The 15,557-nt window shown below is 59.9% G+C and carries 16 protein-coding genes and 1 pseudogene; 8 read left to right on the top strand and 9 right to left on the bottom strand.

All coding sequences use genetic code 11. From position 1 onward, the window contains the following. Positions 1-11 precede the first annotated feature (11 nt). On the top strand, positions 12-1,739 hold the full coding sequence (locus CWO89_RS12950) for an FAD-dependent oxidoreductase (RefSeq protein WP_245476133.1): 1,728 nt from the start codon (positions 12-14) through the stop codon (positions 1,737-1,739). A 120-nt stretch (positions 1,740-1,859) separates the two neighbouring features. Here CWO89_RS12950 and CWO89_RS12945 read toward each other — a convergent pair whose 3' ends face one another. Continuing rightward, complete coding sequence (locus CWO89_RS12945) at positions 1,860-2,255, bottom strand: hypothetical protein (RefSeq protein WP_165421125.1); 396 nt, start codon at positions 2,253-2,255, stop codon at positions 1,860-1,862. A 298-nt stretch (positions 2,256-2,553) separates the two neighbouring features. Between CWO89_RS12945 and CWO89_RS49495 the strand changes: the two genes are divergently transcribed. Next, entirely contained in the window at positions 2,554-2,865 is a 312-nt protein-coding gene (locus CWO89_RS49495; RefSeq protein WP_207234472.1) for a restriction endonuclease, read from the top strand. Between the two features lie 359 nt (positions 2,866-3,224). On the opposite strand, the gene CWO89_RS47840 is transcribed toward CWO89_RS49495, so the two are convergent. Then, positions 3,225-3,380: an SDR family oxidoreductase gene (locus CWO89_RS47840; protein WP_349644878.1), complete on the bottom strand. Its 156-nt coding sequence runs from the start codon at positions 3,378-3,380 to the stop codon at positions 3,225-3,227. Positions 3,381-3,560: 180 nt separating this feature from the next. Here CWO89_RS47840 and CWO89_RS12925 point away from each other — a divergent pair, with 180 nt between their 5' ends. Then, a complete protein-coding gene (locus CWO89_RS12925) occupies positions 3,561-4,760 on the top strand; it encodes an oxalate decarboxylase family bicupin (protein WP_130578984.1) in 1,200 nt (399 codons plus the stop codon). Here CWO89_RS12925 and CWO89_RS49490 read toward each other — a convergent pair. Further along, entirely contained in the window at positions 4,732-4,953 is a 222-nt protein-coding gene (locus tag CWO89_RS49490) for a methyltransferase (protein WP_130578983.1), read from the bottom strand. The two genes, CWO89_RS12925 and CWO89_RS49490, sit on opposite strands and share 29 nt — an antisense overlap. Before the next feature lie 14 nt (positions 4,954-4,967). Between CWO89_RS49490 and CWO89_RS12915 the strand changes: the two genes are divergently transcribed. Next, positions 4,968-6,035, top strand: a complete 1,068-nt coding sequence (locus CWO89_RS12915) for a hypothetical protein (protein ID WP_130578982.1) — start codon at positions 4,968-4,970, stop codon at positions 6,033-6,035. Between the two features lie 388 nt (positions 6,036-6,423). Here CWO89_RS12915 and CWO89_RS12910 read toward each other — a convergent pair whose 3' ends face one another. Together CWO89_RS12910 and CWO89_RS12905 are read right to left on the bottom strand one after the other, a co-directional pair. Next, positions 6,424-6,996: an OsmC family protein gene (locus CWO89_RS12910; protein ID WP_130578981.1), complete on the bottom strand. Its 573-nt coding sequence runs from the start codon at positions 6,994-6,996 to the stop codon at positions 6,424-6,426. A gap of 147 nt (positions 6,997-7,143) precedes the next feature. Further along, complete coding sequence (locus CWO89_RS12905) at positions 7,144-8,322, bottom strand: alkene reductase (protein ID WP_130578980.1); 1,179 nt, start codon at positions 8,320-8,322, stop codon at positions 7,144-7,146. 86 nt (positions 8,323-8,408) lie between these two features. Here CWO89_RS12905 and CWO89_RS12900 point away from each other — a divergent pair, with 86 nt between their 5' ends. Next, positions 8,409-8,786, top strand: a complete 378-nt coding sequence (locus CWO89_RS12900) for a winged helix-turn-helix transcriptional regulator (protein ID WP_130578979.1) — start codon at positions 8,409-8,411, stop codon at positions 8,784-8,786. 122 nt (positions 8,787-8,908) lie between these two features. On the opposite strand, the gene CWO89_RS12895 is transcribed toward CWO89_RS12900, so the two are convergent. From CWO89_RS12895 to CWO89_RS12885, 4 genes are read right to left on the bottom strand one after another with little or no spacing between them, the layout of a single operon-like run. Continuing rightward, a complete protein-coding gene (locus CWO89_RS12895) occupies positions 8,909-9,706 on the bottom strand; it encodes an ABC transporter ATP-binding protein (RefSeq protein ID WP_130579001.1) in 798 nt (265 codons plus the stop codon). Continuing rightward, positions 9,700-10,731, bottom strand: coding sequence for an ABC transporter permease (locus CWO89_RS12890; protein ID WP_130578978.1), 1,032 nt, complete (start codon positions 10,729-10,731; stop codon positions 9,700-9,702). The genes CWO89_RS12895 and CWO89_RS12890 overlap by 7 nt, the downstream gene beginning before the upstream one ends. Further along, on the bottom strand, positions 10,706-10,855 hold the full coding sequence (locus CWO89_RS45830; protein WP_165421122.1) for a hypothetical protein: 150 nt from the start codon (positions 10,853-10,855) through the stop codon (positions 10,706-10,708). The genes CWO89_RS12890 and CWO89_RS45830 overlap by 26 nt, the downstream gene beginning before the upstream one ends. 41 nt (positions 10,856-10,896) lie before the next feature. Beyond that, on the bottom strand, positions 10,897-12,033 hold the full coding sequence (locus CWO89_RS12885; RefSeq protein WP_165421124.1) for an ABC transporter substrate-binding protein: 1,137 nt from the start codon (positions 12,031-12,033) through the stop codon (positions 10,897-10,899). A 769-nt stretch (positions 12,034-12,802) separates the two neighbouring features. Between CWO89_RS12885 and CWO89_RS12880 the strand changes: the two genes are divergently transcribed. The 3 genes and pseudogenes from CWO89_RS12880 to CWO89_RS49485 all read left to right on the top strand — a co-directional run. After that, the gene (locus tag CWO89_RS12880) at positions 12,803-13,732 is read left to right on the top strand and encodes a helix-turn-helix domain-containing protein (RefSeq protein WP_165421123.1); all 930 of its coding nucleotides are present in this window, start codon (positions 12,803-12,805) and stop codon (positions 13,730-13,732) included. Between the two features lie 172 nt (positions 13,733-13,904). Next, complete coding sequence (locus tag CWO89_RS12875; RefSeq protein WP_130578975.1) at positions 13,905-14,855, top strand: c-type cytochrome; 951 nt, start codon at positions 13,905-13,907, stop codon at positions 14,853-14,855. A 93-nt stretch (positions 14,856-14,948) separates the two neighbouring features. Continuing rightward, a pseudogene (locus tag CWO89_RS49485) lies at positions 14,949-15,453 on the top strand (transposase); the annotation flags it as partial. Positions 15,454-15,557: the final 104 nt, after the last annotated feature.

Here is a 15,557-nt window from a genome sequence, read left to right as displayed (position 1 = left end):
GTCGGGTTCTTGTGACCGGCCAACATGCAGATAACCGCCGGTGGGATGTCGAGACAGATCTATTGGTGATCGGCGCCGGCGCGGCGGGAATGACGGCGGCGCTTGTGGGCGCGCTCGAAGGCCTCGACACCATTCTCTGCGAAAAGTCCGACATGGTTGGCGGCACCACCGCGACCTCCGCCGGAACGATCTGGATTCCCGGCAGCCGCCAGAGTGAAGCGGCCGGCGCGCCCGATAGCATCGAGGCCGCCAAGACTTATCTTGCGGCGCTACTGGATGAGGACGTCGACGACTCCCGCGTCGCCGCCTATCTCGCGACCGGCCCCGCCGTGCTCGATTACCTCCAGCAAAAGGCCAGCGTGGCCTTCACGCCGCCGCCGGTTCATCCCGATTACCACGCCCGACCCGGCGCCGCGATTGGCGGCAGGGCGCTAGGCGTTCTGCCATTCGACGGCCGGAAGCTCGGCCCAGACTTTGCGCGGGTGCGCCCGCCCCGCCGCGAATTCATGGTGCTCGGCGGCATGATGGTCGGCAAGACCGACATTCCGTCTTTGCTGCATCCGTTACGCTCTCTAGAGAATTTTGCCAAGGCCGCATGCCTGCTGGCACGGCAGGCGCTAGACCGCATCCATCATCCGCGCGGCACGCGCCTGATCATGGGCAACGCGCTGGTCGCGCGGCTGCTCTCCAGCCTGAAGAAACACGCGGTCGAGATTCGTTACCAGACCCAGCTCACCGAGCTTATCGAAGACGAGGGAAAAATCGCCGGCGGGCGCTTCACGACAAACGATAGCGACATCAGCATTCGCGCGCGACGCGGTGTCGTGCTGGCGACCGGAGGCATCGGCTGGAGCAGCGAACTGCGTAGCCGGTTGTTTCCGAACGACACGCAGCGCTATTCGCTTTCACCCGACAGCAACACCGGCGACGGCATTCTCGCCGGTGAGCGGGCGCACGGTGCGCTCGCGCAAGACATCAGGAGCCCGGCGCTGTGGATGCCGAGTTCTGTCATGCAGCAGCCGGACGGCCACCTTTCGGTGTTCCCCCACATCATGCTCGATCGCGCCAAGCCCGGGCTGATCGCGGTCAACAGCGGCGGCGTCCGCTTCGTCAACGAGGCCAACTCGTATCATGACTTCGTGGAGGGTATGATTCGGTCGCATCGAACCACGTCCAGCATCCCGTCTTTCCTGATCTGCGACCGCAGTTTTATCCGGGATTACGGCCTCGGCCTCGTTCATCCCGGAACCCGCGACCTCTCAGCTTTCATAAAGTCCGGCTATCTGTTCCAGGGCGACACTATCGCGAAACTGGCGAACGAAATCGATGTCAAGGCCGACGCCTTGGCGGGCACTATCGAACGGCACAATCGGTTTGCCAAATCCGGCGTCGACGAGGATTTCGGTCGGGGGGCGAGCGAACTCAACTGCTTTAATGGCGACCCCGCGAACAAGCCGAATCCGTGCCTGCGCAGAATTGGTCCAGGCCCCTATTTTGCAGTCGCAGTCTGGCCCTCCGACCTCGCGAGCAGCGCGGGATTGCGCACCGACGCTAACGGCCGCGTGTTGACATCCGAACGGCAACCGATCCCGGGCCTGTATGCCGCCGGCACCGATGCCGCCTCGATTTTCCGGGGTACTTATCCCGGACCGGGGACCATGATCGGCCCGGCCATGGTGTTTGCATGGCGCGCGGCGATGGACATCGCCGGGAAGTTGAACGAGCTGGGTCTCACTTGATCGGCGGCCGCGGCAGCAAGGCCTCGCCGCCTTCCATCCTGTAGACATAGTCGAGTGAATACCAAGGCGAGCCGACATTGGTTTTCTGTTGGATTCGGAAACGCGATTGATCTGAGTGTGCTACGGGGTCGAAATAAGGACCTCGTTTTCGGGGTGATCGGCATCCAATGCCGATTGACAGCTAAGCAGTCGCAGCACGGTAAGATTACGGTTGAACATGACCCGCCCGCTTTGCAACATCGCAGAAGGCAGATTCGAAATCGTCGCCTTGATCGGGATTTTTGCGAAACTGAGCGCGGACACATCAGAGCGGGCACCTCGTTGACACCACGCCGTAGCCTCGCCTAGCATCGGCTGCATCATCTGCCCTTTTTCCCCGCTCAGAATAATCGCCATGCGTGCACTGTCTCCCTCGTCGATTCGACCACCCTTGGCGCGATATAGCCACGGGATCGCCGTGCCGATTTCGGCCGATGCGGAAGCGCTCGGCTGGTTCTGCCGCAGCATCGCAGCCAACCGAACTTATCCACTCGTGCATTTCTTACTCGCCGCTGCGCTAGCGCTGCTGGGCTCAGTGGATCATGCGAGAACCGCCGCAAAGGCTGGACTGACGCTTGTTCCGAGCTTCACAATCCGAAGCTACCGGGACGGCGCTTACACAAATCACCCAACTACACTCCGATCCGCCGCCTGCCGTACCTGAGGAACGGCCTCTGCTTTTCGCTCAGCCAATTCTCCGTCCGGCGACGAGCCAGAGCGCATAACAGGGTTTCAGGTTCTTATGATTTCTGGACGCGCGTGACGTGTAGATGCCATTGCTTTTGATCCGGACCCAATAAGAGGCGGCAAGATCGTCATCCAAGCTAAGCGCTATACCAATACCGTGGACGTGAGCGCGGTACGCGACCTATACGGGACCGTTATGTCTGAGGGCGCGACCAAGGGTATTCTTGTCACTACATCAGGATACGGCCCGGATGCGCACGGGTTTGCAAAGGGGAAACCATTAACGCTACTCGACGGAAACAACCTCCTCTACCTGCTCGCGAAGCACGGACATGTCGCTCGTATCGATCTTTCCGAAGCTAAGCAACTCGGTAACGCATTGAAGCGCGCTTCGAGCTAGGTATCGCACCGCCCTGGCATTGGGACGTGCGCTCGAACTAGGGCATTTGCTCATAGAGGTATATGTCAGCTTCTGACGGCCAAGCGGAAATCTTGCGATCAGTCAGAGCATTACCGCTCGTGACGCTGGCTGTGTAAAAATGCAAAGGCGCTTGATGGCAATAGAAGAAGTTATTTGTCCAAAACCCCCTTGGCCCTCGAACTCGCAAGCACGCTCAACTTAAAGAACGAACTGAAGAATGTAATTCTCGCAGCGTTTCGATCTTTCGCGTTTTTACACGGCCAAGACCCGAACCGGACCAAGCTACTGAAAAAAAGGGCGGCCGATCTCCCAGTGGCCGCCATGTCGCATTGGGAATGTCAAAGCTGCGATATTCCGCCTTCGACGACCAGTTCCGATCCGGTCATGAAGGAGGAATCGTCGCTCGCAAGGAACAGCGCCGCCTTGCCGATTTCCGCGGCCTCGCCGAAACGATGCAGCGGGACCCGATCCCGACCCGGCATCGGCTGGCACATACTGCCTCTCGAAGGCGGCCCAGCTCCACCCCAGGCGCGGAAATCGCGACCGTGCATTAAATCCGCGCGAATGGCACGATGCACGCTGTGGGCTTTGCGCGACGGTGGGCATAGGAACTGGCATTCAATTCCTGCGTTGCGCCGTTGGGACTGGGGCACATCCAGAACGGGAGCCCGCCCATGTTAAATCCGACACGCAGAACCCTCCTCGCCGGTGCCGTCGCCCTTGGCGCAACGGCCGCGTCAGCTCAAGAGCAACCGGTCGAAGGCAAGCGTGGTGCACCAATACTCGGTCCGCATAATGCAGCCCGGGAAGCGCAGAATCCCGATATCCTGCGGCCGCCCGAAACCGACAGCGGCGGAATTCCAAATTTGCATTTCGCTTTTGCCGATGCGCACGTCAAAATGCGCGAAGGCGGCTGGTCACGGGAAGTCACGCAACGCGAAATGCCAATTGCGACCACGATCGCCGGCGTGAATATGCGACTAACCGCTGGAGGCGTGCGCGAACTGCATTGGCACAAGCCTGACGAATGGGCCTTTATGTTGGCCGGCAAGGCCAGAATTACCGCGATCGACAAGGACGGGCACAATTTCGTGGACGACGTCGGTCCAGGGGATCTCTGGTATTTTCCCAGTGGAATACCGCATTCTATCCAAGGCCTCTCACCGGAAGGTACCGAATTCTTGTTGGCCTTCACGGATGGTGGTTTCTCGGAGGATAGCACTTTCGCGATAACTGACATGTTCGCGCACTTCCCGCCGGAGGTTCTCGCCAAGAACTTCATGGTCGATAAGAAGGTCTTCGACGACATTCCGAAGCACGAGAAGTTCATCTTTCCAGCCGCGGAGCCACCCTCGCTGGAGCAAGACAGGATTCAGAGCCCCGCTGGGCCGCTTCCGCGGGATAGGAACATGAGTTTCCGCTTGATGCAGATGCAGCCCACCCAAGCACCCGGCGGTACTGTACGGATTGCCGATTCGAGCAATTTTCCTATTTCGACAAACCTTGCTGCAGCGCTGGTCGAAGTTCAGCCAGGCCACCTGCGCGAGATTCATTGGCACCCGAATGCCGACGAGTGGCAGTACTACATCTCCGGGAAGGCGCGCATGACCGTGTTCGCCGCACAAGGTGCTGCGCGCACGTTCGACTACCTTGCCGGCGATGTCGGCTACGTGCCATTGTCCATGCCGCATTATGTCGAGAACACCGGCAGTGATCCGCTCCGGTTCCTCGAACTGTTCCGCGCGCCCCATTTCGAGGACATTTCGCTCGCGCAATGGATGGCGCTCACGCCGCGTAATCTCGTCACAGCGCACCTCAATCTTGATCGCCAATTCCTGGACAACATCAGCAAGAACAAGCAGCCGGTCGTGTAGGTAGGTTATTTTTGCTGCGGGCCGCCTTGGTCAAGCGGCCCGCTATTAAGACACTGCGTTTGGTCCTGCAGGCACAATGCGAATGCGGTGGGAACACCAATACCCGGCCATTTGGTGTGACGGCAGCCCGACAGCTTTGCAGGATCGCCAGCGCCTGCTCGTCGTTCCAATCGCGCAACACACTTTTCAGCATATGCAAGTCGCCCGGTGGCAACGCTGATAACCCCCGCGGATGACCGCCACCAGAGCGATAGCGATCCCGGTGAGGAGCAGCGCCTCATCAAAACCCTGCCACGCAAGGGCTTCCGTTTCGTCGGAACAGTGCGGGAAGCGCAGAGGCCCGCAAGCGTCGCGGCCACCGATACCCCGGTGCAACAGCCGAAACTCGCCCTCCCGCTTCCCGATAAACTTCGGTTCGCCGTTTTCCCCTTCGCCAATTTGAGCTCCGATCCGGAGCAGGAGTACTTTGCCGACGGCATGGTCGAGGACATCATTACCGGACTGTCGAAATCAAAATCGCTGTTCGTGATCGCGCGCAATTCGAGTTTCACCTACAAAGGAAAAACCGTCGAGATCAAGCAGATCGGCGGCGATCTCGGCGTCCGTTATGTGCTGGAAGGCAGCGTACGCAAGGTTGGAAAGCAAGTTCGTGTGACCGCACACCTTATCGATGCATCGACCAACGCCCACATCTGGACGGACAAGTTTGATAGTGACCTCGCAGACATTTTTGATTTGCAGAATCGCTTAACAAGCAGCGTCATAGGCGCTATTTCTCCGCAGCTTGAGCGAGCCGAAATGGAGCGCGTCCGGCGCAAGCCAACGGAGAATCTGAAGGCTTATGACTACTATCTTCGCGCGCTGTTTGTCGCCTACCAGCAAACCCGAAAGGGAAATGTTGAAGCTCTCAGGCTGACGAAAATTGCAATCTCGCTCGATCTGCGTTCGCCCGGGCCTACGCTTTTGCAGCAAGTAATTTTGGACAGAAGAAAGCGTGGGCGTGGACAAGGAATGCTGCCCAAGAGCGGGCTGAAACCCGGCAGCTTGCCGAACGAGCGATACAGCTCGACCAGGATGATCCTCTGGTGCTTGCGTTGTCAGGACAAGCGTACTCATTCGTACTCGAAGAGCCGGAGAAAGGGGAAGCTCTTTGTGCAAGCGCCATTGCCCTCGATCCCAATTCGGTTTTGGCGCGCAATTGGAAAGGCTGGGCAAATATTTATCTCGGAAATGACGACGCTGCGATTGAGCAGTTTTCGGCGGCAATTCGCCTAAGTCCTCTCGATCCCCGCTTGTTTTTGATTCAAAATCCCCGCTTGTTTTTGATTCAAACCGGGATGGCATACGCTCATTTCTTTGCTGGACGATATGAAGATGGTCTGTCCTGGGCCACGAGTGCCATCCAGAGCCAGTCAAATTTTCCCCGCGACCGTCGCCACGAGGGGCGCGGCATCCTCGGGCAATACCGGAGGCAGGGACGAATCGCTGAAAGTCATGACATACATCCTGATGTTACTGCTATATCCGAAGCCAAGACACCTTGATCGCCGCGATCAGTTCGGCGGTCGTGTCAAGAGCATCGGATCGACCAGTTTGCCGTTGAGAGCGCGGCGGCCAGCTGCAGTACGGCCGAGATTTCGTCCGGGGTTGCACCAGCATGCAATCACTGGACGATCAAGGCAGGTTTGAGAGCCACAGCCTGGGATAAATTGTAGAAGTTGGGCGAGGTCGCCATGACCGCCTCGTGGACCTCGGCGAACTGTTCTTTTGTGCCGCTACCCTTGATACGGACGGTATATCTGAGGGTCTCGTATCCTGGCAGCACAGCAGGATCGATCCCGAGGAAGCCGCGAAGATCGATCTCGCCATCGGTCTCGATCGACAGGCTTTCGACGGTGATTCCGCGCACCGCGCACTGCGCCACGTATCCGACGGTCATGCAGGCGTTGAGCGCCGCGATCAGATGCTCCTGCGGAGTGGCGAAATTGTTCGACCCGCCGAGTTCGCGGGGCTCGTCGATGTCGATCGAGAACCGGCGTGGCACCTTTTTTCCGCCGAGCTCATAACGCTCGATTTCGGCACGGCTCCGCGTCTGGCCCTGCCAGGTCGTGATGACGTGCCAGTTCGTCTTGGCTTTGGCAGGTTCGCGCTTGACGTCCTCGATCAGCGCCAACAGGTCGTCGACATTGATGCCGTTGACGACGGTGGAGTCGGCAGTCTTCGTTGGTGCACCCACGTGGGGCTCCTTTGCTTGGGGTTGGGTTAGACTTCGCATTCGGATTGTTGCAGCGTCGCGAGCGTCGTGCGGCCGGGTTTCATGGTCGACCAGCAGGGGTCCGCAGAACCGCCCGGCACCGAACGCCTGCTCGACCCACTGCAGCGGTCAGGCTGCGTCGCGGGCAGCACTACCGATCGGATAAGCAGGGAAGTCCGTGAAACCCACCTCGCCGCGTCGGGTGTAATAAGTTGATCGGTCCGCTACGGCTAACGGCCAGCCGTGCTTGAGACGCTCAACAAGGTCCGGGTTTGCGATATATGGTCTGCCGAAGGCGATCAGGTCCACCAACCCGGTGTCGAGCGAAGCCTGGGCGCGCTCGCGGTCATTGAAGCCGCCACACCAGATGAAGGCGCCAGGAAACACCGCCCGAGCCTTGGCAAGCAGCGCGTGGTCGAGGTACCGAGGCTTGAACTCCGCCGCCTCCATGTTTCCTTCGGGCAGTAGCTCGTAGAGCAGATGGATGTATGCCACGCCGCGACGCCCCAGCTGCTCGACAACGTACAGAAACGTTTCCTCCGTAAGAGGGTCCGCCGGCATGGAGCCGTACTTGCCGAACGGAGACAGGCGAACACCCACGCGCCCCGGACCGAATTCAGCCACCACCGCCTCGACGACTTCCATCAGGAAGTGCGTACGATCTTCCATGCTGCCCCCGCCGTAACGGTCGGTGCGCGTATTGAGCACCGAGTTCATGAACTGCTCGATCAGATAGCCGTTGGCCGCATGGAGTTCGACACCATCGAATCCGACCTCCCGTGCATTGGCGGCGGCTTTGGCGAAGGTGCCCACCATGGCCGACACCTCATCCGTGCTGAGAGGCCTCGGCGTCTCCACAGACATAAAACGCAACCGTCCGTCCGGGCCATGGGCGAACACCTCTGAACCCGCAGCCCTTTCGTCGGTCACGCCCACCGGGGCCTGGCCGTTCGGCAGAATCGAGGAATGGGCCAACCTGCCGACGTGCCACAACTGCATAAAGATCGTGCCGCCATGCCGGTGAACCTCATCGGTCACCAGCCGCCAGCCCCGCATTTGGGCTTCGGAGTGGATTCCGGGTATCCTCGCGTAACCATGACTGGACTGATCCACGTCGTTGACCTCGGAAATGATCAGGCCGGCGCTGGCCCTCTGGCCGTAATAGGTGGCGATCATCTCGTTCGGGAGGTCACCATCGATCGGGAGGTCGCCTTCGGACGTTCGCGTGCGGGTCATGGGTGGCATGACGATGCGGTTCTTCAGCGGAACAGTGCCGCCAAGCAGTTGAGTTTCGAACAGGTCGGCCATAGATCATCCTCCGATCAGATTTCTGCCGAAGGTTTATTCTTCGGTAGTCGTTCCGATCTACACACCCTTTGGTCAGTGGTCGGCGGATGAAGATCATCAAGAGACTACCCGGCTTGCCGGTCGAGCGCGCGCTAGGCGTCTTTTCGGGACGCTGGAAGGCGGTCATCCTTTCTGTGTTGCTGGACGGCCCGCAACGCACATGCGAGCTGGAAAAGCGCATTGCCGGCATCTCGCAGAAGGTGTTGATCGGGCAGCTGCGAGCGCTTGAGGAACATGGAACGGTGAGCCGGCAGCCCAGCGCCGACGATCGTCAGGGGGTCGAATACCTGCTCACCCCGCTCGGCGAAAGCCTGCGGCCCGTGTTGGATTCCCTCATGGAATGGGGAGCCCATCACGCCAAGGAGCTCGATGAGCTCGATAGGCTTCTGCCATGCGATGCTGTCGTTCGCGATCGTCCGACCTGACGCCTATCGGTTATCGCGCAGGCGCGCCAGCGCGGTCTCGATGTACCTCGCGCAGGCGCCGTCGCCCACGACGAGACATCGCACGTGCCGTCGACGCATGTTCCGTCGATCCTGGCCGCTGCTCACCAGTTCGCATCCAATCCAAGCAGCCCCAGAATGTTGCTCCGTAACTCCGCCAGCTTGGGATCGCCGCGGTGCCTGGGGAAGGGACGATCGACCGTCATGTTGGCCTTGATGAGCGCGGGGCGGTCGCTGAATACGATGACGCGGTTGGCCATGAAGACCGCCTCTTCAACGTCGTGCGTCACCATCAGCGTGGTGAAGCCGCTGCGCTGCCAGAGCGCGGCGATTTCCGCCTGCATGGAGATGCGTGTCAGCGAATCGAGCTTGCCGAGCGGCTCATCCAGAATAAGTATCCTGGGGTTGTTCACCAGCGCTCGTGCCAGCGCGACCCGCTGGGCCATTCCTCCCGAAAGCTGATGCGGGTAGGCGTTGCGAAACGCAGAAAGCCCGACGAGGTCGAGCGCCGCATCGACGCGGGGGCGTTGGCTCTTTAAGACACCCTGGGCCTCGAGCCCGAGCGCAACGTTTTTCCAGACGGTTCGCCACGGAAACAGCGTCGGATCCTGAAACACCACCACCCGCGACGGAAACGGCCCTTTGATCGGACGACCATCTTCGAACAACGCGCCCGATCGCGGCGGTTCAAGCCCGGCCACCAGACGCAGCAAGGTCGACTTTCCGCATCCCGAGGGACCGAGCAGCGCGACGAATTCGCCCGGTCTTACGTTGAAGCTAACGTCATTCAGTACCGGCAGCGCGGCGCCATCGATGTCAAAGGCGTGGCTGACGCCCTCGACATTCAGCGACGCGCCGACGGCAGTCGGCCGATCAGTTTCAGCGATAGCAACCGCTACCATTTGACGACGCCTTTCTGCCAGACCAGCAGCCGGTCGCGTGTCCTGAACAGTAGGGTGATCGCACCGGAGCACAACAACGACATGACGATCAGCGCCGCATACATGTTTGCGTAAGCTGCCCAACCCTGCGCCCATTGCAGATACCACCCGAGCCCGGCCTTGACGCCCATCATTTCGGCAACGACCAGAACGGCAAAGGACGATCCAAGACCCATAAACAGGCCTACGAACACGTGCGGCAGCGCCGCCGGAATTGCGACCTTGAGCACCAGGAAGGACGGCTTCGCCCCCAATGTTCGCGCGACATCGTAATAGGCATTGCTGACGCTTGCGACGCCCGACCAGGTCAGCACCGTGACCGGAAACCCGGTGGCCAGTGCGATCAGGAACGTGCTCGCGCTCCAGCTCGACGGAAACATGAACAAGGCAAATGGCAGCCATGCCGTTGCGGGCAGCGGCCCGATGAAGCGCAGGGCAGGATGTACCCAATAGCCGACGGCGCGCGACCATCCAATCAATACGCCGGTGAGAAAGCCGATCGCGGCCCCGAGCGCATAGCCGACAAGCTGAAGCTTCACCGATGCAACGGTGCTGGCCAGAAGCTTCGGCCAGTCGTCGGTGTAGACTTCGACGATGGCTTGCGGCGGCGGAAAGAACGGCAATGGCAGCCATGCGAACTTGGCGGTCGCGATTTCCCATATGGTCAGGAACAGCCCAAACGCCAGCAGCCATGGCGCCCGCGACTGCAGGCCGCCGCCAAATCGGCCAAACAGAGTTGCGGTGAGAATGCCACCAGCGAACACGAATGACGCGATCGCCATGTCATGGGTCCGCGACCAATCGCCGAGGTCTTGCCACAGCAGGCAGGAGAGTCCGAAGCCGGTCCACGCCAGGCCTGCCAATGCACCCGACGCATTTTTCGCAACCGATATCGGAAACGACAGCGAATGGCTCGCGGCGGCGGCTTTATCTCCGGCAGATCGCGCCAGTGCCGGCGTCTTAGACCCTGTCGAATACGTCGACATAAATCCGCTCAGCGAATTTCGCGGTATCCGCGGCCGGCTTGAAGACCGAGACGCGTTTTAGATCGTTCGCACCGGTCTTGCCCATAGCGATGCACTCCAGAAGCTGGTCGGTCGGTGAGCTCATATTGATGCACATGCGGTGGTCACGTCTTTCGGCATCTTCGATCAACCGGTCACGTCGACGACCACGCGGTTGGCGAGCTTTTGGGGATCCGTACTCTGCTTGATGATCGACGCCCGTTTGAGGTCGCTCGTGATCTTGACGACTTCCCGACGCAACGCATCGCCCGCAGGATGGTGTCCATGCGTGTGGCTGCGCAGCATCGCCGCAAGGTCTGCGACCGGAACTTTCGGTGTGTATGGTGCGAAGACCTCAGCGGCGTCATCGGGGTTGGTGGCGACATGGACGGCCGCATCGTGGATGGCATTCGTCAAGGCGGCGACTGTCGCGGGATCTTTTGCCCACAGAGAAGCACGGACACCCATCGTGCAGCAGGACAGGTTGGCGTAGTCGCCGGAGAGATTCGAGGCGATCTCCACCAGCTCGCCGTTGCTGCGATGCTGTATCAGCCACGCTGTCGGATCGGCGTCGGCGATCGCCTGGACTTCTCCGCGCTTTAGCGCGATCGGCAGCAGGTCCGCCGGAAACTCGCGCCATTGAACGTCGCTTTCCGGGTTGATGCCATTGTCAGACAGCAAGATCGCGAAGAAATTGCGGGGCGAACCGGAAATGCTGGACACGCCGATCGTCCCGCCTTTGAGTTTCGTGATATCGGTGATGCCCGATGTCTTGCCGGTGAACAGGCGCGTGCAGCCGCCGTGCAGGCCCGCTGTGAGCTTCACATCGATGCCCTGCTCAAGCGGCTTGAGCCAATTCAGCAGCATGCTCGAACCGGCGTCGGCTTTGTCCGTCGCAAGCGCCTGCAGCATCTGGTCGGTCTCGCCGGCGACCTGAATAAATTCGACATCCAGGTTATGCTTGCCAAAATACCCATGGTGCAAAGCGACCGGCACCGCCGCAGTGCAGATCCCGGTGCCATTGTACACAAAGCGAATGTGTCGTGCCGGCCCCTTGGGATCGGCGGAAGAGCTGTCGGATGCTCGGCAGATCGGGATGTCGCCGATGCCGTTTGCGGCGGCTGTCGATCCAAAGCCGGGGAACGCGTTCGCCGCCTTCAACACGGCAAACGGAGCAGCGGCACCCAGCACTCCTGCGAAGCCGACAAACTTGCGTCGCGACAACGGCGCGAGCCGACTGCGATCGGGCGATGCCGGTCTTGAGGATGCCTGAGGGTCGTTCATTCCTTGCTCCTGAATCATCGAGAACGTCCGGGTTGGGAGGGTGCAGTGAATGCGCATGGTGGTGCAAGATCGAGCCGCAATGTCGACTTTCACGTTGTCGTGCCTGCAACGTTGCGCCCGTGTGAAGCGGCGCTCGATCGCATCGATCGGGAAAGCAAACGCCAACTCCATCACGGAGACGGCAGAACGGCGAAGCCGTCTGCTGAATCGGGAAGCTGTACTGGCCGTAGATGATCAGCGATCCGGATTCGGGCACTGTTACCCCGCTCTGAGTTTGCATGAGACCCGCATCGACACAACGCAACAGCGCTGCGACCCGACGCGATCCCGGTGACGATCAGGCAAAAAATGTGCGCTCTCGGCTTATTGAAACAGTACCAAGATTGATCATTCCAATTGCACCGTACCCTGCTGCGTAGGCCCGGACGCACGATGTCGTGATGCGGCGCTGCGTGGTCGGCATTGGACAGACGCGCTTGGCCTGAGCTTGCAATCGCCGGAGGATCGACCCGCGCCGCGCGAGACGGAGTCAACCGCTCGACAAGCAATGTCCGGATTGGGCCAAGTTCGAAAGTTTCAAGTTCGAAAGTCTGCAGCCGGTCTGCGTCGCTTCCGCTTTGCTATAGACTCACGATCGCGCGCTTCTGCAAGATTTGATTGTGCGGACCGTTGAAAGAGTTCGGATTGGGGCCTTCTTTCGAAGTCTCAAGTCACAGTCTCAAGGATCTAGGCGACGATGCGGAGTTCTGACCTTCTCAAGACGCCCGAGTTGAATTACGAACAGTGGCGGGATCTGTTGCGCTCGAACTTTGGGTTGTACACGGTAGACGATCCTAAAGTCTTTGCCGGCAGAGTTCGCTCCCGGAGCATCTTCGGACTTAATGCGTCGGAAATCAGCAACAATATTCGCCATTGCGAACGGACACACCATTGCGAACGGACACAAAGGGATATTCGCCTTGATGGTGTTGATCACTGCTATGCCGTATTTCAGGTCGATGGACGATCAACGATCATTCAAAACGATCAGGCCGTAGAGCTGGCCGTGGGAGATGTCGCATTCATAGATTCTGCCCGCCCAGTGACGTACGTTAATGATGGTCACGAAGAGTGGCTTTCTCTGCAGTTGCCTCGCCAGTCTCTGATCCCAGCGCTTGGATTCGCGCCCCGCGGCGGGCTTCGTGGCCACTCTGGAACGCGTGCATCACGCCTGCTGTTCCAACTCGTTCTGAACGCCGTCGACGCCGAGCAACCGATGCCAACCTCGGCTGCCAACTATATGCAGTTAGCGGTTTACGATCTGCTCGGAGCGGTATTCGCGCCGCTGGACCCAGTACCAGGCCCCCTTCATTCGGATCGGTTGTTTAAGCGCATCTGCGATGTCATCAAGGATCGCTTTGCCGACCCAGATTTCGGTCCGAGTGAGATTGCTGCCGAGGTCGGTATTTCGCTACGTTACCTGCAAAAACTGTTCACGAACCACGGTTGTACCTGCAGCGGCTTCATTCAATCAGTGCGCCTGGATCAAGCTGCCCGCGCTATTAGGCGTCGGGGGTCGAAGTCGGGCCAGCCTCTGAGCACGATCGCCTACGATTGCGGGTATCGCGATTACACTAACTTCGCCCGTGCATTCCGCCAACGCTTCGGTCACGCACCCGGCGTTCATGTGCAGGGCGACAACGTTCAACCCCGTGCGTGACGTAAGGCACGAAAGGGCGCGTTAGGCCCACGACGCCGCTTGCTCAGTGGCCTAGCTTTGATGGCACGACGCCGACGGCTGCGTCGCGAGATTTGTCGTCAGCGTGAACCACCGGCAGATTCCATTCTGCTCAGTTCACTTTCCCGTGCGCATCATTTGTCTAGGAGTAGCAATGCAAAACATCGTTGCGCTGGTGGCGTTGATCGCCATCGCCGCGTTATTGGCCTGGTCAGGTTTCCGCACATGGCGAGTTAAAAATCGCATCGGAAAATGGGGCGGCGCAGGTCTGTTGGCGCTGCTTTCCCTTGCGGTGTTGTCCGCCAGCGCGCTCACGTCGCTGGGGATGATCAAGCAGCACAGCCGCTCGGCGCCCGTTCCGGACATCAAGATTAGGGCAACCCCTGAACTCGTTGCGCGTGGCAAGGATATCTCCGACGGTCTGTGCGGCGCCTGCCATTCACACACTGGCACGCTCACCGGCGGCTACGATCTTGCCGTAGAACTCCAGATTCCAATTGGGTCCTTCGTGGCTGCAAATCTTACTCCGGCCGGGCCATTGAAGCACTGGTCCGATGGCGAGATCTTCCGCGCCATTCGCAACGGCGTTGACGCGGAGGGCCGGTGGCTGACAATGATGTCCTACGTCAATGCCGGCCGACTGAGCGACGACGACATCAAGGCTGTGATCGCGTATATCCGTAGTGTGCCGGCGGCAGGAAATCCGACGCCGGATCCGCCCGATCACATGAATCTGCTCGGCCTTGCCATGCTCGGCGCAGGCATGCTGCCAAGCGGCAACCCGATCGTCACCGGACATGTCTCAGGGCCGTTGAAAGGGCCGACCTTTGAGTTTGGCGAATACATCCTGGCGTATCAAGACTGCCGTGCGTGCCACGGCGAGAATTTGACCGGCGGCATGCCCGGGCAGTTGGCGCCGCTCGGACCGGACCTGAATCTGGTCAAGGACTGGACGCTGGCCGGCTTCATTGCAGCCATGCGTACCGGCATCGATCCCAACGGTCACCAGATCAGCGAGCAAATGCCGTGGCGTTCTGTCGGAAAAATGGAGGATGACGAGCTGGCCGCGATCTATCGGTATCTGGCGCATATGCCCAACTCGTAATGCCGGTTGCATTGCGAGCATCAGCACACTGGAGCCGGCCGACGGAGTCGTCGGCGCGCGATCGTGCGACCCGGCGCATTCATAAACGCCGTGCTAGACCTGCAGTCATTGCATCGTGTCCGCGAGCGAATGGTCAGGCAGCGTAGTGGCATCATCAAGCACTCGGCGCCTTTATGCTGGAACGCGGCATTTGCGGTTTGACAAGGACAACACTTTTCGCGAACGGAATTGCCGCCCGTCCTGGCCGAGGTGCTATCGCCGCGCATCGTGCGTTTGTAAGGGCTGGCTTCGGATTGGCGTCAACTCGATGTCCGGATCGAGCAAGTATCGACTAAGGTCGGAGAGCTTAGCAGGCAAGCTGCCGGATGTGAACGACTGACGGGCATGCCGGGCATCGGTCCCATTATCTGGGGTGCCATAGTGGCGGCGATTGGAATCGGCGATAGCTTTGCCAATGGCCGCGGCTTCGCCGCTTGGCTTGGACTGGTTCCCATGCAGATCTCGACCGGCGACGCACAAAATCTCGCCAAGATGTCGAAGCGTGGCTCGCTACCCGCGCGTCGCGTTCGTGCAAGCCGCCTGGGTCGCCCTTGAAAGGTCGGGCCGGATCGATGGCAGGCTATGGGCGCCGCGGCGGCATGACAGAAGACCACGTGTCTTCTCGAAGCCGTCGATAAGGCTGCCTGCAAGTGCTACTAGTGG

It is taken from the genome of Bradyrhizobium sp. Leo170, assembly GCF_004296405.1.
GTDB lineage: Bacteria > Pseudomonadota > Alphaproteobacteria > Rhizobiales > Xanthobacteraceae > Bradyrhizobium.
This window is presented reverse-complemented; position numbering and strand designations above follow the sequence as displayed.

What these genes read in the sequence shown, in the direction of transcription:
- CWO89_RS47840 (WP_349644878.1), bottom strand. Translation starts at nt 3,380, where the DNA reads ATGTGCCAGCCGATGCCGGGTCGGGATCGGGTCCCGCTGCATCGTTTC.
- CWO89_RS12925 (WP_130578984.1), top strand. Translation starts at nt 3,561, where the DNA reads ATGTTAAATCCGACACGCAGAACCCTCCTCGCCGGTGCCGTCGCCCTT.
- CWO89_RS49490 (WP_130578983.1), bottom strand. Translation starts at nt 4,953, where the DNA reads ATGCTGAAAAGTGTGTTGCGCGATTGGAACGACGAGCAGGCGCTGGCG.
- CWO89_RS12905 (WP_130578980.1), bottom strand. Translation starts at nt 8,322, where the DNA reads ATGGCCGACCTGTTCGAAACTCAACTGCTTGGCGGCACTGTTCCGCTG.
- CWO89_RS12900 (WP_130578979.1), top strand. Translation starts at nt 8,409, where the DNA reads ATGAAGATCATCAAGAGACTACCCGGCTTGCCGGTCGAGCGCGCGCTA.
- CWO89_RS12895 (WP_130579001.1), bottom strand. Translation starts at nt 9,706, where the DNA reads ATGGTAGCGGTTGCTATCGCTGAAACTGATCGGCCGACTGCCGTCGGC.
- CWO89_RS12890 (WP_130578978.1), bottom strand. Translation starts at nt 10,731, where the DNA reads ATGTCGACGTATTCGACAGGGTCTAAGACGCCGGCACTGGCGCGATCT.
- CWO89_RS45830 (WP_165421122.1), bottom strand. Translation starts at nt 10,855, where the DNA reads ATGAGCTCACCGACCGACCAGCTTCTGGAGTGCATCGCTATGGGCAAG.
- CWO89_RS12885 (WP_165421124.1), bottom strand. Translation starts at nt 12,033, where the DNA reads ATGAACGACCCTCAGGCATCCTCAAGACCGGCATCGCCCGATCGCAGT.
- CWO89_RS12875 (WP_130578975.1), top strand. Translation starts at nt 13,905, where the DNA reads ATGCAAAACATCGTTGCGCTGGTGGCGTTGATCGCCATCGCCGCGTTA.